Origin of the sequence: Humibacter albus DSM 18994 (assembly GCF_000421825.1) — a bacterium.
Lineage (GTDB): Bacteria > Actinomycetota > Actinomycetes > Actinomycetales > Microbacteriaceae > Humibacter > Humibacter albus.
Window position 1 is genome coordinate 56799 of sequence record NZ_ATXT01000018.1, and the last position, 26477, is coordinate 83275.

Below are 26477 nucleotides of genomic sequence, written 5' to 3' on the forward strand. Positions count from 1 at the left end.
GAACCTCGTCGATCCTAGCAGAGCGGGATGTTCGGGCTCGGGAAGGGACACCGCCGACACCCCTCAACGCGCGTCGGCGAGCGCGATCACCCGCGCCGCGGCATCCGCGAGCGCATCGCCGTAGCCCCGGCCGTAGCTCGCCGCGTGCACCGCGAGCGGATGCAGCTGGTGCAGCGGGACGCGCTGCCGCCAGCCGTCGCGCAACGGCCGCGCCGACTCGTACCCGACGACGATCTCGTCGAGGTACGGGCATCCGAACAGCGCGAGCATGGCGAGATCCGTCTCGCGGTGGCCACCGTGAGCAGCCGGGTCGATCAGCACGACACCGTCGGCTCCCCACAGCACGTTTCCGTTCCAGAGGTCCCCGTGGATGCGCGCCGGCGGCTCGTCGTCGTCGAAGACGCCAGCGGCGATCTCGTCGCACGCCTGCCTCACGATGGATGCCTGCCCGCGGCCGATCCCGCGCGCGTCGATCGCGATCTCCAGGTATGGCAGCACCCTGTCCCTGGCGTAGAAGGCTCCCCAGCTGCTCTCGTGCGCGGCCGGCAGCGGACGTCGCCCGATGAAGAGCGGACCGTCCCAGCGCTCCGGAGGGGATCCGAAGGCTGCCGCGCCCGCGGCATGTGTGGTCGCGAGGGCCGCGCCGAAGCGACGGGCGGCATCCGGCGTCGGCTGTGCCGACTCGATGCGTTCCAGCTCGATGCGGCCGGGCGCCACCTCGAACACGTGGACAACCGAGGCGCCACCGGCCGCGCCGAGCCACGCGAGCCCCGCGGCCTCGGCCTCGAAGAAGCGAGGCGGGGCATCCGGGTTCGCCTTCACGACGGTGTCGGTCATGCCTTCCACGCTAGGCGGTCTCGGACCGGTCGTGCGCGCGCTGCGGTGTCCCGGGGCGACGACTCGGCCTCAGCGCAGCGAGCCGACGGCAGCGCGCCGACGAGCGGCGGCAGCGCGGTCGCGCCTGGCCCGCGGCGCCGTGATCGCCAGCCCGAGGAGCACACCGACGACCGCGCCGAGCGTGTTCGAGATGACGTCGCGCACATCGGAGACGCGACCCGGAATCCAGATCTGCGCAGTCTCGATGCTGAGCGTCATGAGGAACGGGATGACCATGGCCAGCCACCAGCGCCGCCGTCCGAAGAGCAGGAGGAAGAACAGCCCGATGGGCAGGAACATCGCGATGTTCGCCGTGAACTCGACCCCGCTGTAGGTGACCCAGTCGGTGGCGGGGTGCTCCCAGAGGATGCGCAGAACCTGCATGACGATGCCGTCCTTGCTCGCGATCTCCGGCTGCGGACCGAGCGTCAGCCACGCGACACCGCCCAGATACACGAGCGTGATCACGCTCAGCAAGGGGTGGCGTCGGAACATCTTCCTAGCTTCGTGGCCCCACCTGCACGCTGCCTGGCGACTCGCTGAGGCTCTTCTATGTCGCAACGGGGCGCGGTCGAATGTGCTGGCGGCTCACGGTGTCTGGGTGGCGAGTGCGTCTGGGTGGCGAGCGCGTCGGTGTGGCGAGCGGGTCGGGGCGGGCGAGAGCGTCGGGATGCGCGAGCGACTCAGGATGCCTGCGCCTCGTCGACGACGCCGGCGAGCGACCCGAGATCGAGCTCGACGCGGAACGGACGTGTCTCGCCGTTCACGCGTGCCGGCACCGCGACGTACTCGCCGCGAGACGCGGGAGCGCGCAGCCCGTCGTTGTACCGGGCGACGGCGCGTTCGGGCAGGAACCCCACGTGGTAGACGCGGTCGACAGCGACGAGGTGCACGGCGACGCGCAGTCGCAGACCGAGCCAGCGGGTGGCATCCGGAACGAGCACGGCCGTAGGCGTGCCGCCTGCCCTGGCCCGCGTGCTGTCGATGGCGGACTGGTGCTGCTGCGTGCCGATCACCGGCGTCGGCGGCGCGTCGCTCGGTGCAACCGGCAGCAGGCGCAAACCGTCCAGATCGCGCAGGACCCCGAAGGAGTCAGGGTTGCGGGGGCCACTGCGCGCCTGCACGACGAGGAGCACGATCACCCCGGCGGCGACCGCGATGGTGACCACGAGGAGCACGTCGAACAGGACGGGCCAGCGCTCCGGCTTCACCGTGCCGGTCGCCAGCAGGAGCAGAAGCAGAAGCAGGTACGGCCCGGGCTCCCAGCGCCACAGCGGTTTGCGCGGGGTGCGAGTCATCCCTCCACGTTAGCGGGGCCGAAAGTGCGATTCCGCCTCGAGGCGAACGATGCCCAGCACGATGAGCAGCTGGCCCGCCGTGTATGTGAGTATGACGACGCCGTCGTGGCCGGGGTACGCGAACGCGGGGACGAAATGCGCCATGCCGAGCAGCGAGTCCGAGACCAGGAACAGCGCCGCGCCGATCGTGGTCAGCGCGTGGGTTCCCGCTGCAAGCACCGCCATCGACCCCAGCGCGAGGCCGTAGATCGCGACCGGGATCAGCAGCGATCCCGCGTGCGGGCCGATCACCCCCACCAGAACGAGCCACCAGAGTGCGTAGACGATGGTCCACAGCGGCGGCACTCTCGTGCGCGACCAGCGCGCGAACAGAACGATGTAGGCGAGCTGCATGCACAGGAAGAAGACGAGCATGCCGATGAAGCCGGGCGCGATGTCGCCGGCCCAGGCGAAGACCAGCGCGATGACACCGACGACCAGAACGGCGACCGATCGCCGCGCGACGAGCACCACGAACGGGATGAGCAATAGCGGCATCAGGAACGGTTTGACCAGGGCGGCGACGGCGGCGGCGCCGAGGAACGAGGCGACCACGTTCACCAGTGCCACGACGACGTAGGGCGCGAGGAGGAGCAGCGTGCGGGTTCCGGCAGACGCTCCGGCCCTCTCCGGAGACAGAGGCACGCGGCCGTGAGGCAGAGGCGCACTTCCGTGAGGCAGAGGCACGCGCGAGTCGTCGGGCGCAACGGCACGGTCGCGGGATCTCATGGCGTTCTCCCCTCGCCCGCGCGCCGCAGCACAGCACGCGCCTGCGCGAGCAGTGGCTCGTCGATCATCCGGCCGTCGAGCCGGAACGCTCCAGAAGCGCCCTCGGCCGAGGCGATCACACGACGAGCGCGCTCGACCTCATCGGCTTCAGGACCGTACGCCTGGCGCACCACCGGCACCTGTCGCGGATGCAGGCAGGCCGTGGCGCAGAAGCCGCTCGCCACGGCATCTTCGGCCTCTTCGGCCAACGACGCGAGATCGTCCAGGTCGACGTGCACGGCGTCGATCGCGTCGATCCCGGCGGCCCCCGCGGCGACCAGCACTGCAGAGCGCGCGAAGCGGGCGACGTCGCGATAACGTCCGTCCGTTCTGCGGCTGGATGTCCCGCCCAGCGACACGACGAGATCTTCCGCTCCCCACATCAACGCCACGACGCACGGATGCCTCGCCAACTGCGGAGCCGCCACCACGCCCGCCGCCGTCTCGCAGAGTGCGATCGCCCGCGTGTCGTCGAGGGAGCCCGCGAGCGCGTCGAACTGTTCGACCGAGTCCGCCTTGGGGATCATGAGCGTGCGGAAGGGAGTGCAGGAGAGGACCTGCACGTCGCGTTCGTGGTCCGAAGTTCCGACCGGGCTCACGCGCACGATCACCCGGTCGACCGGTACGTCGTCGCTCGCCCCGAACTCGGCGAGCGCTCGCCTCGCCGCGGGGCGGCCCGCCGGAGTGACGCCGTCCTCGAGGTCGAGGATGACGGCATCCGCACGCTCCAGCGCCTTGCCGTACCGATCGGGCCGATCGGCGGGACAGAACAGGATCGCGGGACCGAGCCCGAGCCTGCCGTTCATGAGCCCGGCCGTCCCCGGTCGTCGGGATGCGCATCCGAGAACCACATCAGTGCCGAGCGACGCGCGGTGGCGACGACCTCCCCGCGCTGGTTGCGGCCGGTGTGGTCGAACGTGACGATGCCCTGCCCGGGGCGCGACGCGGACGGCCGCTTCGCTGCCACGGTGGTCTCGCTGTACAGCGTGTCGCCGTGGAAGAGCGGATGCGGGAACGCCACCTGCTCGAATCCCAGGTTCGCCACCGTGGTGCCCAGGGTGAGCTGGGCCACGGATGCCCCGACCAGCGTCGCCAGCGTGAACATGGAGTTCACGAGGCGCTCGCCGAACGGCTGCTCGGCGGCCCAGGCCGCATCGAGGTGCAGTGGTTGGGCGTTCATCGTGAGCGTCGTGAAGAGCACGTTGTCGGCCTCGGTGACGGTGCGTCCCGGTCTGTGCAGGTAGCGCGCCCCCACCTCCAACTCGTCGTAGTACAGACCGCGCTGCACGATGGTGCGCTGTGGTGCCGGTCGATCATCCATGTCGACTCCTCCCTGCCAAGAGTCCGAGCGCTACTGGTCGAAGCCGAGCGAACGGGCGATGATCATCAGCTGCACTTCGGTGGTGCCCTCCCCCACCTCGAGGATCTTCGAATCCCGATAGTGGCGCCCGACGGCGTTCTGGTTGAGAAAGCCGTAGCCGCCCATGATCTGGGAGGCATCGTGCGCGTTGGCGATGGCCGTCTCGGATCCGACGAGCTTGGCGATCGACGCCTCGGTCTTGAACGGCATCCCGGCGGCCATCTTGAGGGCCGCGTCGTAGTACGCGAGGCGGGCCGTGTGCACTCGGGCCTGCATGCGGGCGAGCAGGAACGCGATGTGCTGGTTGTCGCCGATCGGACGCCCGAACACGACGCGGGTGCGAGCGTAGTCGGCCGCCTGCTCCAGGCATCCCTGGGCCGCGCCGGTGCAGAGGGCCGCGAACGCGACGCGCCCCTCGTCGAGGATCTTCAGGAAGTTCGCGTAGCCACGGCCGCGCTCGCCAAGCAGGTTCTGCTTCGGCACGCGCACTCCGCGCAGCACGAGAGGATGCGTGTCGGAAGTGTGCCAGCCGATCTTGTCGTAGCCCGGCATCACGGTGAAACCCGGCGTGCCCGTCGGCACGATGAAGCTCGTAAGCTCCTTCGTCATGCTTCCGTCGGAGCGCTGCCGTTCACCGGTGACGGCCGTGATGGTCACCAGCGACGTGATCGGCGTACCGGAATTGGTGATGAACTGCTTGGTGCCGTCGATCACCCAATCATCGCCGTCTTCGCGGGCGACCGTCTGGGTCGCGCCGGCATCGGAGCCCGCATCGGCCTCGGTGAGGCCGAATCCGGCGAGCGCACGCCCTGCGGTGAGGTCGGGCAGCCACCGTGCCCGCTGCTCCTCGGTGCCGTAGCGGAAGATCGGCATCACGCCCAGACCGATGCCCGCTTCGAGCGTGACAGCGATGGACTGATCGACCCTGGCGAGCTCCTCCACGGCGATGCAGAGCGACAGGTAGTCCTTGCCGGTGCCCCCGTACTCGGCGGGGAACGGAAGCCCGAAGAGCCCGAGCTGCCCCATCTGGGCGATGATCGCCATCGGCAGCTGTCGTTGGGTGTCGTAGTGGTACGCCTGCGGCGCCACGACGTGGTCTGCGAACTCGCGCACCTTCGCTCGCAGTGCCCGATGCTCGTCGGTGAGCCTCGGATCGTCGCCGAGCGCATTCTGTGCGCTGTGCACCCGAGGCGTGGCGGTGTCGGTCATGGTCGTCCTTCCTTCGTGGGGTCCGGATCGATGAGTGCCAGTTCCTGGTCGGCGGCGACGCGGTCGCCCACGGCTGCCGCGAGTCGCACGATGCCGGCGCCGGGCGCGGCGAGACGATGCTCCATCTTCATCGCCTCGATGACGAGGATGCCCGTGCCCGCCTCGACCCGATCGCCGTCGGCCACGTCGATGCTCACCACGGTGCCGGGCATGGGCGAGCGCAGTCGTGGATCCGAACCGGCCTGCGCCGTACCGGCGGCAGTGCCCCGTTCGGCGGCCGAACGGGCCGACGGGAGCAGACGGAACAGTCGTGTCGTGCCGTCGCGGAACATCCAGACGTCGTCGCCGTCGCGCACCGCTCGGAAGGCGAGGGCGCGCGCGTCCAGCTGCACGAGCATCCGGTCGCCCCCACGCTCCAGCAGTCGCCCTGGCCGGCCGGGGTCATCCGGCTCGTCCGAGCCGCCGAGGACGGCGAGTCGCACGTGGCTCGGCGCGCCGTCGACCGCGATCGTGGTCACGGCTCCGTCGCGGTCCGCGAACGCATAGCGCACCGGAGCGGGCGCACCAAGGCGCCAGCCGGTCGGTCGCGACCACGGCGCGTCCGATCCGGTACGCCACCGGTCGTCGTGAACCAGCAGTGCGGCGGCCAGCAGTGCCTCGGTGGCCGCGTGGGACCCGGCGGAATCCGCGACAGCGGCACTGCCCGAGGCGCGCGGCCCCGCTGCATCGGCCGTCTTCAGCGTGCGTTCGATGAGTCCCGTGTCGAGCCGGCCGGCGCGCACCTGCGGATCGTCGACGAGATCGACGAGGAACGACACGTTCGTCGTCACGCCCAGCACGCAGGTCTCCCGCAGCGCGCGGGAGAGCCGTTCGAACGCCTGGTCGCGGTCGGTTCCGAACGCGATGACCTTGCACAGCATCGGGTCGTAGTCGTCGGTGATCTCGAGCCCGGACGTCAGCATGCCGTCGATGCGGATGCCCTCTCCCACGGCCTCGTGCAGTGCCCGCACGCGTCCGGTGGCCGGCAGGAACCCCCGGTCCGGATCCTCCGCGTACACGCGCGCTTCGACGGCGTGACCGGTGAACCGCACGTCCTCCTGCCGGAACGACAGCGCCTCACCGGCCGCTACGCGCAGCTGCTGCTCGACCAAGTCGATGCCGTGCGATGCGCCGACGCCCGCCACCAGTTCGGTCACCGGATGCTCGACCTGCAGCCGCGTGTTCATCTCCATGAACGAGAACGACGCCGGGTCGTCGGCGGGCACGAGGAACTCGACGGTTCCGACGCCGGTGTAGCCGACGCTGCGCGCGACGGCGCACGCGGCCTCCCCCAGCCGAGCGCGGAGCGCGTCGTCGACCGCCGGAGAGGGAGCCTCTTCGATCACCTTCTGGTGGCGGCGCTGCAGCGTGCACTCGCGCTCCCCCAGGTGCACGGCGCTGCCGTGCGCGTCCGCGAGCACCTGCACCTCGATGTGCCGCGGCCGTTCGACGAGCCGCTCCACGAACAGCGCGTCATCGCCGAAGGCCGCCTTGGCGACCCTGCGAGCCGTGCGCAGGGCGTCGGGCAGCACGGATGCCTCGCGCACCTCGACCATGCCCATACCGCCGCCGCCGGCAGACGGTTTGACGAGCACCGGCATCCCGAGGCGTTCCGCCGCCGCGGCGAGCGCGTCGTCGTCGAGAGTCCGGTCGTCGACGCCCGCCGTGACGGGCACGCCGTGCTCGGCGACGAGACGCTTGGCGCTGACCTTGTCGCCCATGGCCTCGATCGCACTCGCAGGCGGCCCCACGAAGACGATCCCGGCGCGCTCGCAGGCGCGGGCGAAGGCGGCGTTCTCGGACAGGAAGCCGTAACCGGGATGGATCGCCTCCGCACCTGACCGTCGCGCTGCCTGAAGCACCGCATCGATGTCCAGATAGCTGCGTGACGCCTCGGCAGGTCCGATGCGGTACGCGACGTCGGCCTCGCGCACATGAAGGGCACCGGCATCCGCATCGCTGTAGACGGCGACGGAACGGATGCCCAACCCGCGCAACGTGCGGATCACCCGCCGCGCGATCTCGCCGCGATTGGCGACGAGTACGGTGCCGAACAGTCTTCGATCTTCGGTCATGGCGATCACATCCTGAAGAGGCCGAATCGGGGCTCGCCCGCCGCCGGGAGCGGAGCCCGGGAGACCACGTCGAGAGCGAGTCCGAGCACCGTGCGGGTGTCGGCCGGGTCGATCACCCCGTCGTCCCAGAGGCGCGCGGTCGAGTAGTAAGGGCTGCCCTGCTCCTCGTAGCGGTCGCGGATGGGCGCGGCGAACGCCTCCTCCGCCTCGGCGCTCCACGTCTCGCCGCGCTTGCGAAGGCCGTCCCTCCGCACGGTGGCGAGCACGGAAGCCGCCTGTCGGCCGCCCATCACCGACACCCGGGCTCCCGGCCACATCCAGAGGAATCGGGGCGAGTACGCCCGTCCGCACATGGAGTAGTTGCCGGCGCCGAACGAGCCGCCGATCACCACGGTGAGCTTGGGCACCCTGGTGGTCGCAACCGCGGTGACCATCTTGGCGCCGTGCTTCGCGATGCCGCCTGCTTCGGCGTCTTTGCCGACCATGAAACCGGAGATGTTCTGCAGGAACACCAGCGGAATGCCGCGGGCGTCGCAGAGCTCGATGAAGTGCGCCCCCTTCAGCGCTGATTCGCTGAACAGCACGCCGTTGTTGGCGACGATGCCCACCGGATGCCCGTGCAGGCGGGCGAACCCGGTCACCAGTGTCGGGCCGTATTCCGGCTTGAATTCGGTGAATGTCTGCGCGTCGACGAGGCGATCGATCACCTCGTGCACGTCGTAGGCGCTCTGCAGGTCGACCGGGACGACGTCGAGCAGCGATGCCGGACTCTTCGCCGGGGGCGCGCTCTCGGCCACGCGCCAGGCCGGCTCGGAGTCGGGCCGCAGAGTGGCGACGATGTCTCGCAGGGTGTGGAGGGCATCCTCGTCGTCTTCGGCCAGGTGATCGGTCACGCCGGAGACGCGCGAGTGCACCTCTCCCCCGCCGAGCTCCTCGGCGGTCACCACCTCGCCGATCGCCGCCTTCACCAGGGGCGGGCCACCGAGGAAGATGGTGCCCTGTCCGCGCACGATGACGCTCTCGTCGCTCATCGCGGGCACGTAGGCGCCGCCGGCCGTGCAGGAGCCGAGCACGGCCGCCAGCTGAGGGATGCCCGCGGCCGACATCGAAGCCTGGTTGAAGAAGATGCGCCCGAAGTGGTCGCGGTCGGGGAACACCTCGTCCTGCATCGGCAGGTAGGCGCCGCCCGAGTCGACGAGGTAGATGCACGGGAGCCGGTTCTCCGCGGCGATCTCCTGTGCTCGCAGGTGCTTCTTGACCGTCATCGGAAAGTAGGTGCCGCCCTTGACCGTGGCGTCGTTGCACACGATCATGACGTGCCGCCCGGCGACCAGGCCGATGCCCGCGATGACGCCGGCGCCCGGTGCTTGATCGTCGTACATGCCGAACGCGGCGAGCGGGGCGATCTCGAGGAAGGGACTGCCGGCATCCAGCAGGCGCTCAACACGCTGGCGGGGAAGCAGCTTGCCGCGGCTGAGGTGGCGCTCTCGGGCGGCCTCACTCCCACCCCGTGCCGCTCGGGCCAGCCTCGCGCGCAACTCGTCGACCAGCTCACGTTGCGACAGCGGCGCGGACTCCACCTTCTGCTCTGTCTCCACCGCCATGGCCGCCTCCTCGCGTCCCTGCCGACGTCCGGGCCCTCGGCCCCGTCGCCGCATCGTCGACCTTTCGCGAGGATCGCCCGCGCGAAGGATGCTGAGCGTGGCACGTCGCTTCGGTTAGCGAACGTTCACCGAAATTCAGGTTAGCGATCACTCACCGAAATGTCTAGAGTCGAAGCATGGCGAGTGCGCAGCGAGCGAACCCCGGCGGGTCGGACGCCGCGGCGGCAGCCGATGCGCAGGCCGCGACCACGGCACGCGGCAGAGCGAAAGCGGATCGCCGCGCGGCCCTGCTCGCTGCCGCCGCGCGGCTGTTCGCCGAGCACGGTTTCGCCGGGGTCTCGATCGAGGACCTCGGCCAGGCCGCCGGCGTGAGCGGTCCGGCGGTCTACCGCCATTTCGACAGCAAACAGGCGGTGCTCTCCGCCATGCTCATCGGCGTGAGCGAGGGCCTGCTGAGCGGCGGCCGAGCGTGTGTCGAGCACGCCGCGACGCCGCGAGACGCGCTGCACGCCCTCATCGACTTCCACGTCGACTTCGCGCTGGCGAAGCCCGATGTCATTCGCGCTCAGGACCGAGACCTCGACAGCCTGTCGAAGGCGGATGCCACCCGCGTGCGCACCCTGCAGCGCACCTACGTGGAACTCTGGGTCGATGTGTTGGAGCAACTGCACGACGACGACAGACGACTGCTGCGCGTGCGCGCCCACGCGGTGTTCGGCCTGATCAACTCCACACCGCACTCCAGCCGCACGCACACGGCCGACCGGCCATCGCTGCCGCTCGTCGGGTCGCTTCTGCGGGAGCTGGCGATCGCGTGCCTGCTGCCGGCCGCCGCGCAATGACGCACCGAGAGCGCGGCGACGACCTGCCGATCGCCGCCGCGCGCCCGGCGTCCATCCGCCCCTGAGCGGCACGGTGCGAGTGTGTGCTTCGACCTGCTCTGCTCGCCCAGGAACGGTGGCCTGCGCGACTACGCCAGGGTGATGGCGCTGGCCGGGTCGGACAGAACGCGTCCGATGTCACGGAGCAGCCGCGACCCCTGCTCGCCATCGATCACCCGGTGATCGAACGTGAGGCTCAACGTCATCACGCGCCGCAGCCTCACCTCTCCCTTGTGCTCCCAGGGCCGCCTGTTCACGGCGCCGAGCGCGAGGATCGCAGACTCGCCCGGATTCAGCAACGGCGTGCCGGCATCCACTCCGAAGACGCCGACGTTCGTGATGGTGATGCTGCCGCCCGTGAGCTCGGCGGGCGTGGTGCGGCCGGCTCGTGCCGTCTCGACGAGCGCGGCGATGGCGTCGGCGAGCTCGGGCATCCTGAGCGCCTGGGCGCCGCGGATGTTCGGCACGACCAGGCCGCGCTCGCTCGCCACCGCGATACCCAGGTTGACGCCGGACGGCGTGACGATCTCGTTCGTCGCCTCGTCCCAGCGGCTGTTCGCGTCCGGGGTCGCGGCGAGAGCGAGGCACAGCGCCTTCGCGGCAAGGGTGAGGACGGTGAGGCGGCGGCCGCGGAACTCGGGCGCGCTGCCGAGGCGCTCGAGCAAGCGGATGCTCTTGGTCACGTCGACCGTGAGGAACTCCGTCACCTGCGGCACGGCCGCGCTGCGAACCATGGCCTCGGCGGTGCGGCGTCGTACGCCGGTGGGCGCTGCGCGGGTCTCGTCGGATGCGACCGGTTCTGACTCGAAGGCGTGGGCACCTGACGTGCTCGCCGCGTTCGGTTCCGTCTCTACCGCCGGTGCCTGCGCTCCTGGCGCCGAAACCCAGGATTCGCGCGTGCCGACGCCCGCGGGACGCGACCATTCGACCGGCTCGGCCAGGCGACCGGTCCGGGCGCGACGACGTGGCCGCAACTCGGAAGCCTCGCGGGGCCCGCGGCCGACGAGCACCTCGTGGCGCTCCTCTCGCGCCGGGGCGGAGAAGTCGCCCGTGCCTGCGGCAGCGCCGTCGGGGCCAGCACCGACCGGCACAGCACCGACCGGCACAGCGCCGACCGGCACAGGCTCGGGTAACGTCTCCGGCTCGGACCCGTTCTGCGCCTCGCGTTCCGGATCGCTCGCCACACCGTGCGCCTGTGCCCCTTGTGCCTCTTCCGATCCCGACGGTGCCCCCTGAGCCTGTGCCGCCGACGCAGTATCGGCTCCCTCGTCGCCCGAGACGTCGAACGACAGCAGGGGGGCACCGACCTCCAGGGTCTGCCCCGGTTCGGCGTGTAACTCGTGCACGACGCCGGCGAACGGCGAAGGTACTTCGACGAGCGCCTTCGCCGTCTCCACCTCCGCGATGATCTGATTCAGTTCCACCGTGTCACCGACCGCGACTTTCCAGGCCACGACCTCCGACTCCGTGAGGCCCTCGCCGAGATCCGGCAGCGCGAATTCCTTGACGCTCACACCCGCACTCCCATCACGCGGTCGACCGCGTCGAGCATGCGATCGACGTCGGGCAGATAGTGGTCTTCGAGTTCCGACGGCGGGTAGGGGATGTCGTGACCCGTCACCCGCAACGGCGGTGCCAGAAGACTACCGAAGCAGCGCTGCGTGATCATCGCCGCGATCTCCGCCCCGATGCCGCCGAAGCGCTGCGCCTCGTGCGCGATCACCAGTCTCCCGGTCTTGGACACCGAGGCGACGAGCGCTTCCTCGTCCAGCGGCGCGAGCGAGCGCAGGTCGACCACCTCGATGCTCACGCCGTCGTCTTCGGCCGCTCGCGCGGCGTCCAGAGCGGTCTGCACGAGCGGCCCGTACGTCACGAGGGTGACGTCGCTGCCGGAGGTCGCGACGCGCGCGCTGTCGAGGGACGGAGCATCCTCGACATCGGGAATCACGTCGCCCTTCGACCAGTACCTGCGCTTCGGCTCGAAGAAGACGACCGGGTCGTCGCTCGCGACGGCCTGGCGGATCATCGTGTAGGCGTCCTGCGGGTTCGAGCATGCGACCACCTTCAGGCCCGGCGTGTGCGCGAAGTACGCCTCCGGGGACTCCGAGTGGTGTTCGACGGAGCCGATGCCACCGCCGAACGGCACCCGGATGGTGATCGGCATGCTCACCTGACCGTGGGTGCGGTAGCGCATCTTGGCGACCTGGGCGACGACCTGGTCGAAGCCCGGGAATACGAACCCGTCGAACTGCAGCTCGCAGACCGGGCGATAGCCGCGATACGCGAGACCCACTGCCGTGCCGATGATGCCGGCCTCCGAGAGCGGGGTGTCCATGACCCGGTCCTCGCCGAAGCGAGCCTGCAGCCCGTCGGTGACGCGAAACACCCCACCGAGCTTGCCGATGTCCTCGCCCATCAGCACGACGCGGTCGTCCGCTTCCAGCGCATCCGCGAGTCCTGTCGTGATCGCCTTCGCGAGTGTGAGCTGACTCATCGTGTCGCCTCCTCATCACCGGTGACGAACGAGGCCAGATACGCGGCGTAGTCGTCGCGCTGCCGCGTCAAGGATGCCGGTGGCTCGGCGTACACGTCGTCGAAGATCGTGAGGGGGTCGCGGGCGCGCAACGACAGGCATCCGTCGCGCAGCTCCTTCGCCACCGCCTTCGCCCGGTCGGCGACGAGTGCCTCGCGCTCGGCCGTGAGCACGCCGTCGGAGACGAGCAGCAGGCGCGTGCGCTCGATCGCATCGAGTTCCTTCCACGTCTCCAGCTCCGCCGGCTCCCGGTATCGGGTCGGGTCGTCCGAGGTCGTGTGCGGACCCATGCGATAGGTGACCGCCTCGATGAACATCGGACCGTTGCCGGTGCGCGCGCCCTCGAGAGCCATGCGCGTGGCCGCGAGCACGGCGAGCACATCGTTGCCGTCGACGCGGATGCTCGGAATGCCGAACCCGGGCGCCCGATCGGCAAGCGGCTTCTGCGACTGCAGTCCCACCGGCTCCGAAATGGCGTACTGGTTGTTCTGACAGAAGAACACCACGGGAGCGCGATAGGCCGCCGCGAAGACCATGGCCTCGTTCGTGTCGCCCTCGCTGGTGGCGCCGTCGCCGAAGTAGGCGATCGACGCCGCGTCGGCGCCGTCTTTCGTGATGCCCATGGCATAGCCGACGGCGTGCAGCGTCTGCGCGCCGATGATGACGGTCGGCGTCGCCATGCCGACGTCGAACGGGTTCCAACCCGAGAACTGCGAGCCGCGCCACACGCGCAGCAGGTCGGTCATCGTGACGCCGCGCACGTAAGCGACGGCGTTCTCCCGATAGCTCGAGAAGACGAAGTCATCGATTCGCAGCGCGCGCGCCGAGCCGATCTGCGCCGCCTCCTGCCCGATCAACGGTGGCCACAGCACGAGCTGCCCCTGCCTCTGCAGGGCGGTGGCCTCGGTATCGATGCGGCGGGCGACCACCATGTCCTCGTACAGCGACAGCAATTGCTCGGGGAAGACATCCGCGACCCAGGGATCGAGATCGGAGTCGTGCAGCCTCTCACCGTCGGGAGCGATCAGCCGGGCGAGCTGCCCGCGACGGGTGGACGTGTCTGTACCAGGACGGATGGTGAGCATCGTTGTACGCAGCCTTCATCGTTCGTGACCGGCGAATGCTTGTGGCGTCGCCGGCCCGCGCGGCACCGTTGCCGCACGTCACCTTCAGACTACGACGTCGGGCATGGTAGGGGCCAGAGGGAGCACGGTGAGCGGGTCGGCTACCGTCCCGCCTCAGCGGGCGGGTTCGCGACGATCGACCGCTGCGGCCACCGCGGACGCACCGAACTCGAATGCCGCCTCAGGATCACCGCCGAGCTGGAACGCGCCGGCGAGCTCCATGGTGAGAAATCCGTACATCCAGGCGGTGACGGTGCGCGCGGCCTCGAGCGCGTGCTCCTCGCCGGCGAGCCGAGCACAAGCGGCCAGTACCGGCGCGCTCGAGTGCCGGAGGGCTTGGAGCGAGGGACCGGCGGATCCCGGGGACCGATCGAAAAGCAGACGGAACAGATTCGGATGCGCGTGGGCATACGCGCGCACAGCGTGCGCCATCGCGACGAGGTCGCTGCGTGGATCGTCCTCCGCTGCGGATCGAGCCGACTCCAGCACGGTGGCGAGCCGTTCCGTGACGTCCTCGGCCACCCGACCGAGCAGATGGTCTCTGCTCTCGATGCGCTTGTAGAGCGACGGGGCGCGCACGCCGACGCGTGCGGCGACCGCGTGCATGGTCAGGGCCTGCGGACCGCCGGCATCGACGAGGTCGAGCGCTGCGGTGAAGATCTGCTCGTTGGTGGTGCGCACGGGAGCGGGCATCCTCGTCCTCCTTGTCCGACAAACCTTAGCTATTGACATTAGCCTTCAAGGCTACTTATCGTAGCCATCACCACAGTACAACGCTCGAAAGGACCCGACCATGCGACTCGCGCCCGGCCTGCACCGCGTCGGAAACGACATCATCGCCGCCTACCTCATCGAGGCCCCGGACGGTCTCACGCTGGTCGACGCCGGCATCGCCGGGCAATACCGCGACCTGGAGAACGAGCTGAAGTCGATGGACCGGCGGGTGGAAGACATCCGAGGCGTCGTTCTCACGCACGGCGACACCGACCACATCGGCTACGCGGAGCGACTGCGTCGTGAGCGCGGCGTTCCGGTTTACGTGCACGAGGCGGATGCCGCGCGCGCCCGCGGCGAGGTGTCGTCGCATCCGGCATGGGGGCGGTGGCGTCTCGGTGCGACCGCGCGATTCCTCTGGTACGCGATGCGCCGCGAAGGGATGCGCGCGACCTACCTCACCGAGGTCGTTCCGGTTCACGACGGCGACGTGCTCGATCTGCCGGGAAGCCCCCGCATCGTGTCTCTTCCCGGCCATTCGGCAGGAAGCGTCGCCGTCGTGGTGCCGGCCGTTGACGCCGTCTTCGTCGGCGACGCGCTCACGACGCGTCACGTGCTGACCGGGCGCCGCGGGCCCCAGCCCGCCCCGTTCACGGACGACACGGATGCCGCGCGCGGCTCCCACCAGAAGCTCGCCACCATCGACGCCACGTGGGTGCTCCCCGGGCACGGCGCCCCGTGGAGTCGAGGCACCCGCGAGATCGTCGCGGAACTCGCCGGCGCGGACGCCGCCGCACACCGAACCTCCGCAGGCTGAGCCTTCGCGCGCCGAACCTCCGCGCTGCCGCGCCCGGTGCCGCCGCCCGGGCTGGGAACCAGAAACGACGATGCCCCGTCACCGAAGTGACGGGGCATCGGGCAAGAAGTTCGCGTTGTCACGCGAAGAGTGCCATGCGGCTGAGCCTTATCGACCCTTCGACGGGCCCGAGCGGACCCGCTCAGGACGAGCTGCGACGCTCAGCGTCGCAGGCCGAGACGCTCGATGAGCGAGCGGTAACGGCTGATGTCGATCTCCTGCAGGTAACCCAGCAGGCGGCGACGCTGACCCACGAGCAGCAGCAGGCCACGACGCGAGTGGTGGTCGTGCTTGTGCTCCTTGAGGTGCTCGGTGAGGTCCTTGATCCGCTTGGTCAGGATCGCGACCTGAACCTCTGGGGATCCGGTGTCACCGGGGTGGGTTGCGTACTCTTCGATGATCGCCTTCTTGACATCTGCATCGAGTGCCATAGATTCGATCCCCTTCCTCTCGTTGCGCGGTGCCGCAGGCGGGATGCCTGGGCGCTCTTTCTCCGCGGCCGTTCTGACGGCAACCTGAAGAGTCTAGCAGGCCGGAATGGGTCTCATCGCCCGCTCCAGAGGCACGGTGTCAGCACCGCGCGGCCCCACGAGAGGGAAGAATCAGGCGACGGCGTCGCGGGTCCTCTCCAGCAGCCGGTAGTGCAGTGCCAGGAACCCGTAGAGGTAGAGGAGCACGGTCGGCGCGGCACCGAAGAACCAGGCCCAGCCGGCCGCTCCGACGGCGAGTGTGAGCACCGCGGTGACCACGCCCGCGACGACGGCGAGCGCGGCCAGCCCGATACCGATCCAGGCACCGATCACGCTGTAGAGGCCCACGACCGATCCGCGGTCGAGCCGGGCGACCGCCTGGGGAGTCTTGGCTCGCCGGTAGGCATCGACCGTCGAGAAGCGGGTGGAGACATCCGCGAAGTACCAGACGGCGCCCACCGCGACGAGCACGGTGGCGGCGATGGCCCAGGCGAAGGCTATGGCGTCGCGCGTGGCGATCGCCACCACAGCGGCGAGCAGCCAGGATGCGACGACGCCCAGAGCGGCATACATGATCGCGGCCCAGCGCAGCTTGAGTCCGAGGTCGAAGATGATCGCGTCGTGTGTTCCGAGCAGCGGATCGTTGAGAAGCTGCGTGGCGCTGAGTGGCGGCAACGGCGCGGGAGCGACGGGCTCGGCGGGCTTCGGTGTTGCCGCGGATGAGGTGGGCTGCGGTGTTGCCGCGGATGAGGCGGCCTGTGCAGCGGTACCTTCGGGCTCCTGAGCGAACGCGGGCTCCTGAGTGGACGCGGGCTCCTGCGCCGGCGGACCCGCCTGGGTCGTCGCGGGCTCTGCACTCGAGGCGGACTCCGCCGTCTGCGCAGAATCGCGCTTCGGACCGGATACCGGCGCTGACGCGTCCCGAGAAGAGCGCTCTTCCGACTGATCGAAGAGCTCCTCGACGGACTCTGTGGCGGTCGGCTTCGCGCTCGTGCCGGTCTTCCTCGTCGGTGCCACCAGTGGTCTCCTCTCCTGCCGGCGGATGCCCCCACCCGGCCAGGTCGTTGAACTACCGGATCGACACTACCTGCCGTGTTCGAGACACGCCCGATGGTTCGCCGCGAGCCGCGGAACGCTGCCCACGGCCTCGGGCAAGGCCGCCTCGGCGAGCGCCACTTGTCACCGGAACGCGATGATCTCGTCTCCCCACGCCCGGCGCAGTTCACCGTGCGGGTCGGAGACGACGCGGTCCTTGCCGGAGAACACGAAGGTGCGACGGGACTCGACGTCGTAGCGCGGCCAGACCGGCTGCACGCCGAGCGGATTCGGGTCGCCGAGGGAGGCGAACGTCGTCCAGCGCTGCTGAATGCGCGCGGTGAGCCGGCGCCCGGATGCCGTCGCTCCGGCCCGCAGAAAATAGGGAACCGCTCCCCCGAACACGTGCACGAGCTCCGCGCCGTGCATGGCGCCCAGCCCCGCGACGCGCAACAGCGGCGGTGTGAAGTCGAACTCGTACATGTAGGTCGGCGCAAAACGGCTGTGCGCGGATGCGGCCCAGATGGTCGGCATGCGGAAGGCGGCATCCGTCGACAGCCGCAGCGCAGCGCGCAGATGCGGGTAGCCGCGGTAGCCGGCGGGCAACGCGAGCGCCTCCGGCGTGCCCAGCCGCTCGACCATGCGCTGCACCGTCGCGGATGAATTGGGGACGATCGGCGAGCGCAGGAGCCGGAACAGCATGGACTCATCGCGGTTCGTGCCGATCAGGAGCGGGATGTGCAGCGCGTCACCGCGCGCCATGGCGGTGAGCGGGTACTCGGGAACGAGATCGCCGTCGACCACGGGCGCCACCGGGATCGTGCCCGGCTCTCGGCTGCTGCTCTCCACGATCAGCCGCGTGCAGGCCTCGACGAGCGCCGCGGGCGGGAGGCGGCGAAGGCGATGCACGGCATCCTGACCGATCTCGAGTCTGCGCAGGAAGCGCTCTGCCGACACCCGCGCGGTCTGCGATGTGTAGACGCTGCCCACCGGCGAGCTCTGCGCGATGGCGCGCTGGAACAGGCCTTGTGCGCTCGGCGTGGTGAGCATCGTCGTCACGGCGCCCGCGCCCGATGACTCGCCGAACAGGGTGACGGTGTCGGGGTCACCCCCGAAAGAGCGGATGTTGTCGCGCACCCAGGCGAGCGCCGCCAGCTGGTCGCGCTGCCCGAGATTGCTCTCGAAGACGTCGTCGCCGGTGGAGAACGACGACAGATCGAGGTAGCCGAGGGCGCCGATGCGGTAGTTGAACGTGACGAGCACGACGCCGCGCGCAGCCAACCGGGCGCCGTCGTACAGCGGGTCGGCCGACGAGCCGACGTAGTACGCGCCGCCGTGGATCCACACCATCACGGGAAGGCCGACAGCACCGAGGTCGGGGGTGATGACGTTGACAGTGAGGCAGTCCTCGCTCATCGGCCGATGTTGAGGGCCCGACGGACCGAGCACCGGCTGGGGCGCAATGGGCCCGAATTCGGCCGCGTCGCGCACGTCGTCCCAGGCCGTCGCAGGCCGTGGGGACCGGAAGCGGAGGTCACCCACCGGGGGCGCCGCGTACGGGATGCCCCTGAACGCGAAGACTTCGCCCTCGCGAACTCCGCGCACACGCCCCTGCGCCGTCGCGACGACCGGCCGGTCGGATGCGCCGGCCCCGCCGCCTCGCCTCGCACGGGGCGCCGCTTCATCCACGCTCATGCCCCCAGCCTACGAATCCGCCGAGCGGGACTGGCGCGACGCGACGAGGTTCTCACCCCACGAGAGCGACCCTCGGCCGGCAGGTCAGAGCGCGGCGATGCTGTAGGCGGGCACGTCGGCCAGCCGCGCTCGCCCACCGAGTTCCGCCAGCTCGAGCACGACACCGAAGCCCGCCACCGAATAGCCCGCCCGTTCGATGAGCCGCGCCGAGGCGGCCAGCGTGCCGCCGGTGGCCAAGACGTCGTCGAGGACGAGAACCCGGGAGCCACGCGGCAGGCGATCCGGCTCGAGCTCCAGACTCGCCGACCCGTACTCCAGGTCGTACGTCTCGCTCAGCACCGCTCCCGGAAGCTTTCCCGCTTTGCGGACCACGAGCACGCCCGATCCGGATGCGTACGCCACCGCCGCCGCCAGCACGAACCCGCGGGCTTCGACGCCGGCGACCGCATCGAAGCGGCCATCGAACTGCGAGGCGAGGTCGTCGACGATGGCGTGGAACGCATCGCCGTCGGCGAACACCGGTGCCAGGTCGCGGAACAGGATGCCCGGCTCGGGAAAGTCCGGAACGCTCACCAGCAGACGGTCCAGTTGTTCACGCGCACGACTCACCAGGCAACACTACGCGCGGCGGGGAAGCCGCACCGACCGAGAGCGACGCACCCGTGCGTGGTGCGCCGGATGCGCGTCAGCGGCCGAGCAGCGTCAGGTCGCGTCCCCGATCGGGGCCGACGACGTCGTCGAGGTGGCGCTCCACCCAGACACGCAGGTCGCGCAGTGGTTCGGCGACGCTGCGCCCGAGCTGCGTGAGCTCGTACTCGACGTGCGCGGGGACGGAGGGATAGACCGTGCGAAGGACGAGCCCCGAGTCCTCCAGACGCCGAAGCGTCTGGGTGAGCACCTTCGGGCTGACGCCGCCCAGCAGCTTCTTGAGCGCGCCGAATCGCATCGGCCCGGCTTCGAGACCGCCGATCGCGAGCGCAGTCCATTTGTTCGCGAGCAGCTCGAGCAAGGACCGGCACGGGCATTGCGCTTCATAGACGTTGTGCGTGTCGTGCTTTCCCGTGGCGCAGGCTTCCATCGGTGCTCCTGGTTCCTTTCGGTGACTGATCCCCCTTGCGGGTAACCACTACCGAAACCATACGGTCTAGGCGGTCGGCCTCAGACGCCGTCCAGAAGGAGAACACGATGACCGACGACACGATGCGAGCGATTCGACAGAACGCCTTCGGCGGCTCAGAGGTGCTGCGGTTGACCGACGTACCCGTGCCGGTGCCGCTCCCCACCGAGGTGCGCGTGCGGGTGCATGCCGCAGGGGTGAATCCTGTCGACTGGAAGACGAGGGAGGGGCACGGTGTCGGCGGTGTGCCGTACGCGCTGCCCTTGGGCGCGGGCTGGGATGTCTCGGGCGTGGTCGATGCCGTGGGCTTCGGCGTCACCACCCTCAAGCCCGGCGACGAGGTGTACGGCATGCCCTGGTTCCCCCGTGAAGCGGGAGCGTACGCCGACTACGTCACTGCCCCGTCGAGGCAGTTCGCCCGCAAGCCGAGGACGATCGGCCATGTCGAGGCCGCCGCGCTGCCGCTCGCCGCGCTCACAGCATGGCAGGCGCTCGTCGACACCGCCGATGTGCAGCGCGGTCAACGCGTCCTCGTGCATGCGGCGTCGGGCGGCGTCGGGCACGTGGCCGTGCAGATCGCGCTCGCCCGCGGAGCCCACGTGATCGGCGTCGCCAGCGGAGCACGCGAGGACTTCCTGCGATCACTGGGCGTGCAGGAGTTCGTCGACTATCGCACCGCACACTTCGCCGAGCGGATCGACGACGTCGACCTCGCGCTCGACCTCGTCGGCGATCCGGCGACGACGGGTACACCGTCCATCGCCATCGTCAAGCCGGGCGGGCTCTACATCGGAGTTCCGGGAGGCGTTGCTCCCCAGTTGGCGGCCGCGGCACGGGCGCGTGGCGTGCGTGCCACGGGAATCCTCGTCGAGCCGGACGGCCATGCGCTCGCCGCCATCGCCGAACTCGTCGACTCCGGCCGGCTCCGCCCCGCGGTGCAGTCGACGTTCCCGCTTCAGGAGGCGTCCGCGGCACAGGATGCGGTGGCATCCGGGCACACGCAGGGCAAGGTCGTCATCGAGGTCGCCGTGAACGACGACCCGGACCGGCTTCTCTGAGGAAGGTGCGCATCACGTCGTGCCCCGGCGGTGAGAGCGACCGTCTGCGGTGAGCGACAACGCTGGCCCGTGCGGGCGGGGTCGGCGCCGGCCCGTGCGGGCGGAGTCGGCGCCGCCGGCCCGTTCGCGCGCCGCGTGTTAGCGTCGGGATTCGTGCCGCACGACCCTACGGCCGGCGGTGGACCGGCGGATCCGAAAAGCCCGCAGCCGGCCCGGACCGAGTCGCCGTCGGCGTCGGCGTCTTCGTCTGCGGGAGCTCAGGCCACGGCGCGACGATCGGTCTTCGCCGATCTGACCCCGCTCAGGCGCAGTCCGGCGTTCGCCCGGCTCTGGCTCGGCGGCGCGATCTCCGGCATCGGCGGGCAGATGACCATCGTCGCGATCGGGCTGCAGGTCTACGACCTCACGAAGTCGACGCTCGCGGTCTCCGGCGTGGCGCTGTTCGCGCTCGTGCCCATGGTGTTCTTCGGCATCTACGGCGGCATGCTCGCCGACGTGTTCGACCGCCGCCGAGTCGCGCTGCTGTCGGCGATCGTGGCCTGGACCTCGACGCTCTGCATCGCGCTTCTGGCCTGGTTCCATGTCGACAACGTGTGGTTCCTCTACGTGTTGACGACTCTGAATTCCGTGGCCGCAACCGTGATCAGCAGCACGCGGATGGCCATCCTGCCCCGGCTCCTCGGCCGCGAGCTGCTTCCCGCGGCGTCCGCGCTGGGCGGCATCTCCAGCGGGGTCATGGTGACAGTCGGTCCTGCCTTGGCCGGCGTGCTCGTGGCCACGGTGGGATACGGCTGGACGTACTCGGTCGACGTCGTGATGTTCGTCTTCGCGTTCCTCGGCATCGCGACGCTGCCGCCGATCATCCCCGAGGGCGACGCGGCGAGGCCGGGATGGGCATCCATCGTGGAGGGCCTGCGCTTTCTCAAGACCGCGCCGAACGTGCGCATGTCGTTCGTCGTCGACATCATCGCCATGACTTTCGGTCAGCCGCGCGTGATCCTGCCTGCGGCGGGCGCTCTCGTCCTCGGCGGCGGCGCCATCACCGTGGGTGTGCTCACGGCGGCGTTCGCGATCGGCGCCCTCGTCTCCAGTGTGTTCTCCGGTCCGCTCGGGCATGTGCGGATGCAGGGACTGGCGGTCGTGCGCGCGATCATCGTCTTCGGAGTCTTCACCCTCGGCCTCGGCGTCGAGTTGGCGCTGCTGGCGACCGGGTGGTTCGGCTCGTTCGATGCCGCGAATGCGAGCGTTCCCGCCATCGCGATCGCCTGCGTGCTCTTCGCGGGCGCCGGCGCCGCCGACAACGTGTCGGCGATCTTCCGCCAGACCATTTTGCAGACGGCGGCGCCCGACACCATGCGCGGGCGCATCCAGGGCGTCTACACCGTCGTGGTCACCGGCGGCCCCCGTGTCGGCGACCTCTACGCGGGGGCTGCGGCCGCGCTCGTCGCCCTGTGGTTCCCGCCGTTGTTCGGCGGACTCGTGATCATCGTGGCGCTCGCGTTCATCCTGCGGCTGCAGCGCACCTTCCCCCGATACGACGCGATGCATCCGAAGCCGTGAGGCCGCGGATGCATCGCGTGGAGTCAGAGGGAAAAGCCTGTGCGCACTCCTACTTGACGTCGAGCAGGTCGATCACGAAGATCAGCGTCTTGCCGCCGAGCGGATGTCCGGTGCCGGCCGGACCGTAGGCCAGCTCCGGCGGGATGGTCAGCTGACGGCGCCCGCCGACCTTCATGCCGGGGATGCCGTCCTGCCAGCCCTGGATCAGACCGCGCAACGGGAACTGGATGGACTGACCGCGACTCCACGACGAGTCGAACTCCTCGCCGGAGTCGTAGTCGACCCCGAGGTAGTGCACGTCGACGGTCGCGCCCGGTGCGGCCTCCGTGCCGTCGCCCTCCACAAGGTCGACGATCACGAGTTGCTCCGGGGCCGGTCCCTGTGGCGCGTCGATCTCGGGCTTGGTCTTCTGCGAATCGCTCATTCCTCCATCCAAGGGCACGCGGGCAGACCGGGTCAAAGTGCGCACCGACGCCGAGAGCGAAACGGCCCTCGCCGACATGCACGGCGACGTCGCCGGCCGCAGCAGGAGCGACGGTATGAGAGGTGTCGCCCCGGGCGACGGCCGAGCGCTTCTGGCCAAGACCGTGGGAACGAAATGCTTGCATTCGCGCGCGTCGCCAGGCACCCTGGGGTTAGACCAACTCGCCGCTCGGATTCGGCTGCCGGCAGTGCCGCACCACCGGGCGGCGAGTTTTGTCGTCGATCGGCTCCTGCCCGCGTCAGCCGATCGAGTAGAGCCGGGAACGCAACGCGGCGATCTGCGCGAGCATGGCGCTCTCCTCGGCCCGGGTGTCGGCATCCGCCCAGCCCTTGACCACTCGCTGCCGGTCCATCGCCAGCCGCGTGGTGTCGCGCACCATACGGCGCACGAGTGCCGGAGCCTCACCGCCACAGCTCTTCGCCCACGCGCGTACGCGACGTCGTCCGGCGCGCGTTCCGTACAAGGCCACCTCGTTCGGCGTGAACCAGCCGACGCGGCCGTAGTCGTCGAGCCGGTCGCGGGTGAGGTGCTGTTCGCGCACGCGCAGCAGCACGACAGCGATCACCGCGCCGATGAACACCGGCAGCTCGAAGAAGACGTACACGCCCCAGAATCCGACGTACCCGGCGAAGTTCCACACGGAGTGCAGCATGACTGCCACGAGCAGTCCGAGGAGGAACGCCCCGAAAATGCGCAGCACGCCGCGCCGGCGCGCTGCCAGTCCGAGCGCGAACCCGGTGCACGACGTGAAGAGCACGTGAGCGAACGGTGAGAACAGCGCCCGCAGCACGAACACCGACGCAGCCTCGTTCGCACCGCCGTCGAGCAGCGCCAGGCCGAAGTACTGGATGTTCTCGACGAACGCGAAGCCGCCTGCGGTGAACGCCGCATACACGATGCCGTCGATCGGCCCGTCGAACGTGTGCCGTACGGCGAAGACGAGGATGAGCAGCGCCGCACCCTTCGCCGATTCCTCCACGAGCGGCGCACGCACCACGGCGGAGAACACGGAGTCCTCCGGAATGAGCGTGAAGAAATGCTGTCCGAGGTCGAACAGCAGGGCGATGGCGATCGCTGCGGCCGCTCCCCACAGGAACGCGAACGCTTTGGCCGCGAACGGCTCCGGCTCCCACGCGTCGATCCAGGTGGCGGTCACCAGCACGATGGCGAGAGGGATCAGGGCGAGCGCGGCGCTGACGGCCACGAGCTCCGGGCCGAGCGCCAGCACCAGATAGGCGAACACGACGACCAGCAGCTGCACAAGCAGGATGAGGCCGATGATGGTCCACACGACAGTGCTCGCGCGGGTACGCGGGCGCTGCGGGACGATCGGCAGCGACGGGGAAGGCGACGTCACCCGAACACCTTGCCCCGGTTGAGGATGCCGAGCGGGTCGAACACGCCCTTGATGCGGCGCTGCAGGTCGTAGGCGTCGTCGCCGAGCTCGTCGCGCAGCCAGCGCCGCTTGAGCACCCCGACGCCGTGCTCACCGGTGAGGGTGCCGCCCAGGCGGATGGCCGTGGTGAATAGATCGTCGGCCGCGCGCCAGATGACGTCGGGCACCTCTGTGCCGTCGTAGACGAAGTTCGGGTGCAGGTTGCCGTCCGCCGCGTGCGCGACCGTCGGGATGCTCACGCCGTACTCGTTCTCGATGCGCACGATCTCGTCGAACATGTCCGCCAGCCTCGAGCGCGGCACCGAGACATCCTCGATGAGCACCTCGCCACCGGCCACCAGTGCCGGATGGAACGCGCGCCGCAGTTCGAGGAGGCTCTCGACCTCCTGCCGGTCCGACGAGACACGCGCGGTGCCGCCCACGCCACGCACGAGTTCGACCACGCGCGCGGCGCGAGCGGAGGCATCCGCGTCGTCGAACTGCACGATGAGGGAGGCGCCGGGCTCCCCTTCGCCGAGCAGATCGGCCGCGAACCGGGCATCGGTGTTCGCCGACCCGAACCGTGGGGAATCGGCGCCGCTCGCCGCGAGATAGTCCGCGACCCGACGAAGCGCCGCCGCATCGATCAACTCGCACAGCGCAGGTCGGAGCCGCGCTGCCGTGATCGCGGCCGAAGCGGATGCCGCCTCCCGCACCGAGCCGAACAACCCCACCACCGTCGCAGCGGCGGGTGCGGGCCGCGGCAGCGCGCGCACTGTCGCCTCGACGATGACGCCGAGTGTGCCCTCGGAGCCGACGAACAGAGCCGTCAGGTCGTAGCCGGTCACACCCTTCACGGTGCGATGCCCGGTGCGGATCAGGCGGCCGTCCGCCAGCACGACGGCGAGCGCGAGCACCGACTCGCGGGTGACGCCGTACTTGGCGCAGAGCAGCCCTCCGGCGTTCGTCGCGATGTTGCCGCCCACCGTCGAGATGGCCTTGCTCGCCGGATCGGGCGCGAACCAGAGGCCGTGCGGCGCGAGCGCGTCGTCGAGGTTTGTGTTGATCACGCCCGGTTCGACGACCGCCAGCTCGTCCTCCGGCGCGATCTCGAGAATCCGGTTCATGCCGGAGAGGTCGAGGACGACCTCGCCGGCCGAGCCGGCGGCCCCGCCGGCCAGCCCCGTCCCGGCGCCGCGCGGCACAACAGGCACGCGAAGCTCCGTGGCGAGGCGAAGCGTGCTGCGCACGTGCTCGACCTCAGTCGCGCGCACGACTCCGAGCGGAACGGACGGCGCAGCCCATCCGGAACGATCGGCGCGGGCGACGAGGAGGTCGCCCGGCGAGGTGGTGAAGACGCTGCCGAGCTCGGCGACGAAACGGTCGGTCTTCTCGGGCATCCGGCTCCTCGAACTGTGGCGACACGGGCAGGCGAGGGCCTCCCCCGCCTGCGGAATCCTACGCGTAGGATCGATCTCACGGCAGGCCCGGCGCCGACCTCCCCTGCCCGTGAGGAGTGCGCACGACGTGTCGACGATCTCCGTGGTGGTACCCGCCTTCGACGACGGACCCATGCTGCGGGAATGCCTGAGGCTGCTCGATACGCAGCTTCGCCCTGCCGATGAGATCATCGTGGTCGACAACGGCAGCGACGACGACACCGGCGACGTGGCCCGAGCGGCCGGCGCCATCGTGGTCGTGGAGCCGCTGCGCGGCATCTTCCCGGCAGCCTCAGCGGGCTACGACGCGGCATCCGGAGACATCATCGCCCGACTCGACGCGGACTCCCGCCCGCCCGCCGACTGGCTCGCGCACATCGAGGCCGAGTTCACCGTCTCACACGAGGTCGGTGTGATCACCGGACCCGGTGACTTCTACGACGGGAACCCGCTGATCACGTGGCTCGGCGAGAACCTGTACATCGGCGGCTACTTCTGGTTCGGCGCGCTGTGGCTCGACAACGGGCCCGTCTTCGGGTCCAACTTCGCGATGCGTCGCGAAGTGTGGCAGCGCGTGCGCGGGCGCGTGCACCGGTCGGTGCGCCGTGTGCACGACGACCTCGACCTCAGCCTGCACCTGCCGCCGGATGTCGCGGTGCGCGTCGACGAAACACTGCGCGTCGGGATCTCCGCCCGCCCGTTCGCCACCTGGCGCGGCTTCGGCCGCCGACTGGGCTGGGCGTTCCTCACGTTCCGCATGAACTGGCCCGAGGCATCGCCACGGCGGCTGCGCGCCGCACGGGAGGAGTACCGGCAGTCGCACTCGCGTCACGAGGGCGATGCCACGAGCGCGATCTGACCGCCGCCA

General features: G+C 70.0%; 26 protein-coding genes. 5 read left to right on the forward strand and 21 right to left on the reverse strand.

The features are described from left to right. Positions 1-63 precede the first annotated feature (63 nt). From H623_RS0114815 to H623_RS0114855, 9 genes are all read right to left on the reverse strand, one after another. On the reverse strand, positions 64-837 hold the full coding sequence (locus tag H623_RS0114815) for a fructosamine kinase family protein (protein WP_022901705.1): 774 nt from the start codon (positions 835-837) through the stop codon (positions 64-66). 69 nt (positions 838-906) lie between these two features. After that, positions 907-1371 carry a VanZ family protein gene (locus tag H623_RS20285; RefSeq protein ID WP_022901706.1) on the reverse strand — a complete coding sequence of 155 codons (465 nt, stop codon included), beginning with the start codon at positions 1369-1371 and terminating at the stop codon, positions 907-909. A 188-nt stretch (positions 1372-1559) separates the two neighbouring features. Next, positions 1560-2174 carry a hypothetical protein gene (locus H623_RS0114825; RefSeq protein ID WP_022901707.1) on the reverse strand — a complete coding sequence of 205 codons (615 nt, stop codon included), beginning with the start codon at positions 2172-2174 and terminating at the stop codon, positions 1560-1562. A 9-nt stretch (positions 2175-2183) separates the two neighbouring features. Then, entirely contained in the window at positions 2184-2858 is a 675-nt protein-coding gene (locus tag H623_RS20290; protein ID WP_022901708.1) for a lysoplasmalogenase, read from the reverse strand. An 80-nt stretch (positions 2859-2938) separates the two neighbouring features. Continuing rightward, a complete protein-coding gene (locus tag H623_RS0114835) occupies positions 2939-3787 on the reverse strand; it encodes an HpcH/HpaI aldolase/citrate lyase family protein (RefSeq protein ID WP_022901709.1) in 849 nt (282 codons plus the stop codon). Then, positions 3784-4302, reverse strand: a complete 519-nt coding sequence (locus tag H623_RS0114840; RefSeq protein ID WP_022901710.1) for a MaoC family dehydratase — start codon at positions 4300-4302, stop codon at positions 3784-3786. The genes H623_RS0114835 and H623_RS0114840 overlap by 4 nt, the downstream gene beginning before the upstream one ends. 30 nt (positions 4303-4332) lie before the next feature. Further along, positions 4333-5550: an acyl-CoA dehydrogenase family protein gene (locus H623_RS20295; protein WP_022901711.1), complete on the reverse strand. Its 1218-nt coding sequence runs from the start codon at positions 5548-5550 to the stop codon at positions 4333-4335. Beyond that, positions 5547-7664: an acetyl/propionyl/methylcrotonyl-CoA carboxylase subunit alpha gene (locus tag H623_RS0114850; RefSeq protein WP_026940401.1), complete on the reverse strand. Its 2118-nt coding sequence runs from the start codon at positions 7662-7664 to the stop codon at positions 5547-5549. The genes H623_RS20295 and H623_RS0114850 overlap by 4 nt, the downstream gene beginning before the upstream one ends. Positions 7665-7669: 5 nt before the next feature. Beyond that, on the reverse strand, positions 7670-9268 hold the full coding sequence (locus H623_RS0114855) for a carboxyl transferase domain-containing protein (RefSeq protein ID WP_022901713.1): 1599 nt from the start codon (positions 9266-9268) through the stop codon (positions 7670-7672). 176 nt (positions 9269-9444) lie between these two features. On the opposite strand from H623_RS0114855, the gene H623_RS0114860 reads away from it, so the two are divergent. Then, on the forward strand, positions 9445-10110 hold the full coding sequence (locus H623_RS0114860; RefSeq protein ID WP_022901714.1) for a TetR/AcrR family transcriptional regulator: 666 nt from the start codon (positions 9445-9447) through the stop codon (positions 10108-10110). Positions 10111-10238: 128 nt separating this feature from the next. Here the strand turns inward: H623_RS0114860 and H623_RS0114865 are convergent, their stop codons facing one another. From H623_RS0114865 to H623_RS0114880, 4 genes are all read right to left on the reverse strand, one after another. After that, entirely contained in the window at positions 10239-11663 is a 1425-nt protein-coding gene (locus tag H623_RS0114865) for a dihydrolipoamide acetyltransferase family protein (RefSeq protein WP_022901715.1), read from the reverse strand. Then, complete coding sequence (locus H623_RS0114870; protein ID WP_022901716.1) at positions 11660-12643, reverse strand: alpha-ketoacid dehydrogenase subunit beta; 984 nt, start codon at positions 12641-12643, stop codon at positions 11660-11662. The genes H623_RS0114865 and H623_RS0114870 overlap by 4 nt, the downstream gene beginning before the upstream one ends. Further along, complete coding sequence (pdhA, locus tag H623_RS20300; RefSeq protein ID WP_022901717.1) at positions 12640-13767, reverse strand: pyruvate dehydrogenase (acetyl-transferring) E1 component subunit alpha; 1128 nt, start codon at positions 13765-13767, stop codon at positions 12640-12642. The genes H623_RS0114870 and pdhA overlap by 4 nt, the downstream gene beginning before the upstream one ends. Positions 13768-13920: 153 nt before the next feature. Beyond that, positions 13921-14499 carry a TetR/AcrR family transcriptional regulator gene (locus H623_RS0114880; RefSeq protein ID WP_022901718.1) on the reverse strand — a complete coding sequence of 193 codons (579 nt, stop codon included), beginning with the start codon at positions 14497-14499 and terminating at the stop codon, positions 13921-13923. A 100-nt stretch (positions 14500-14599) separates the two neighbouring features. Here H623_RS0114880 and H623_RS0114885 point away from each other — a divergent pair, with 100 nt between their 5' ends. Beyond that, complete coding sequence (locus H623_RS0114885) at positions 14600-15337, forward strand: MBL fold metallo-hydrolase (RefSeq protein WP_022901719.1); 738 nt, start codon at positions 14600-14602, stop codon at positions 15335-15337. 200 nt (positions 15338-15537) lie between these two features. Here H623_RS0114885 and rpsO read toward each other — a convergent pair whose 3' ends face one another. From rpsO to H623_RS0114910, 5 genes are all read right to left on the reverse strand, one after another. Continuing rightward, positions 15538-15807, reverse strand: coding sequence for a 30S ribosomal protein S15 (rpsO, locus tag H623_RS0114890; RefSeq protein ID WP_022901720.1), 270 nt, complete (start codon positions 15805-15807; stop codon positions 15538-15540). Between the two features lie 171 nt (positions 15808-15978). Next, positions 15979-16863, reverse strand: a complete 885-nt coding sequence (locus H623_RS0114895) for a hypothetical protein (RefSeq protein WP_022901721.1) — start codon at positions 16861-16863, stop codon at positions 15979-15981. 162 nt (positions 16864-17025) lie between these two features. Next, on the reverse strand, positions 17026-18576 hold the full coding sequence (locus tag H623_RS0114900; RefSeq protein WP_022901722.1) for a carboxylesterase/lipase family protein: 1551 nt from the start codon (positions 18574-18576) through the stop codon (positions 17026-17028). An 84-nt stretch (positions 18577-18660) separates the two neighbouring features. Continuing rightward, positions 18661-19188: an adenine phosphoribosyltransferase gene (locus tag H623_RS0114905; RefSeq protein WP_026940403.1), complete on the reverse strand. Its 528-nt coding sequence runs from the start codon at positions 19186-19188 to the stop codon at positions 18661-18663. A gap of 73 nt (positions 19189-19261) precedes the next feature. Beyond that, positions 19262-19654, reverse strand: coding sequence for a winged helix-turn-helix transcriptional regulator (locus H623_RS0114910; protein WP_022901724.1), 393 nt, complete (start codon positions 19652-19654; stop codon positions 19262-19264). 107 nt (positions 19655-19761) lie between these two features. Here H623_RS0114910 and H623_RS0114915 point away from each other — a divergent pair, with 107 nt between their 5' ends. Together H623_RS0114915 and H623_RS0114920 are read left to right on the forward strand one after the other, a co-directional pair. After that, positions 19762-20751, forward strand: coding sequence for an NADP-dependent oxidoreductase (locus tag H623_RS0114915; RefSeq protein WP_022901725.1), 990 nt, complete (start codon positions 19762-19764; stop codon positions 20749-20751). Between the two features lie 153 nt (positions 20752-20904). Then, a complete protein-coding gene (locus H623_RS0114920; RefSeq protein ID WP_342664586.1) occupies positions 20905-22311 on the forward strand; it encodes an MFS transporter in 1407 nt (468 codons plus the stop codon). Between the two features lie 49 nt (positions 22312-22360). On the opposite strand, the gene H623_RS0114925 is transcribed toward H623_RS0114920, so the two are convergent. From H623_RS0114925 to H623_RS0114935, 3 genes are all read right to left on the reverse strand, one after another. Then, positions 22361-22735: an FKBP-type peptidyl-prolyl cis-trans isomerase gene (locus tag H623_RS0114925; RefSeq protein WP_022901727.1), complete on the reverse strand. Its 375-nt coding sequence runs from the start codon at positions 22733-22735 to the stop codon at positions 22361-22363. A 298-nt stretch (positions 22736-23033) separates the two neighbouring features. Next, a complete protein-coding gene (locus H623_RS20305) occupies positions 23034-24152 on the reverse strand; it encodes a PrsW family intramembrane metalloprotease (RefSeq protein WP_022901728.1) in 1119 nt (372 codons plus the stop codon). Continuing rightward, a complete protein-coding gene (locus H623_RS0114935; protein ID WP_022901729.1) occupies positions 24149-25570 on the reverse strand; it encodes an FAD-binding oxidoreductase in 1422 nt (473 codons plus the stop codon). The genes H623_RS20305 and H623_RS0114935 overlap by 4 nt, the downstream gene beginning before the upstream one ends. Before the next feature lie 127 nt (positions 25571-25697). Here H623_RS0114935 and H623_RS0114940 point away from each other — a divergent pair, with 127 nt between their 5' ends. Further along, positions 25698-26468, forward strand: a complete 771-nt coding sequence (locus H623_RS0114940) for a glycosyltransferase family 2 protein (protein WP_026940406.1) — start codon at positions 25698-25700, stop codon at positions 26466-26468. Positions 26469-26477 lie beyond the last annotated feature (9 nt).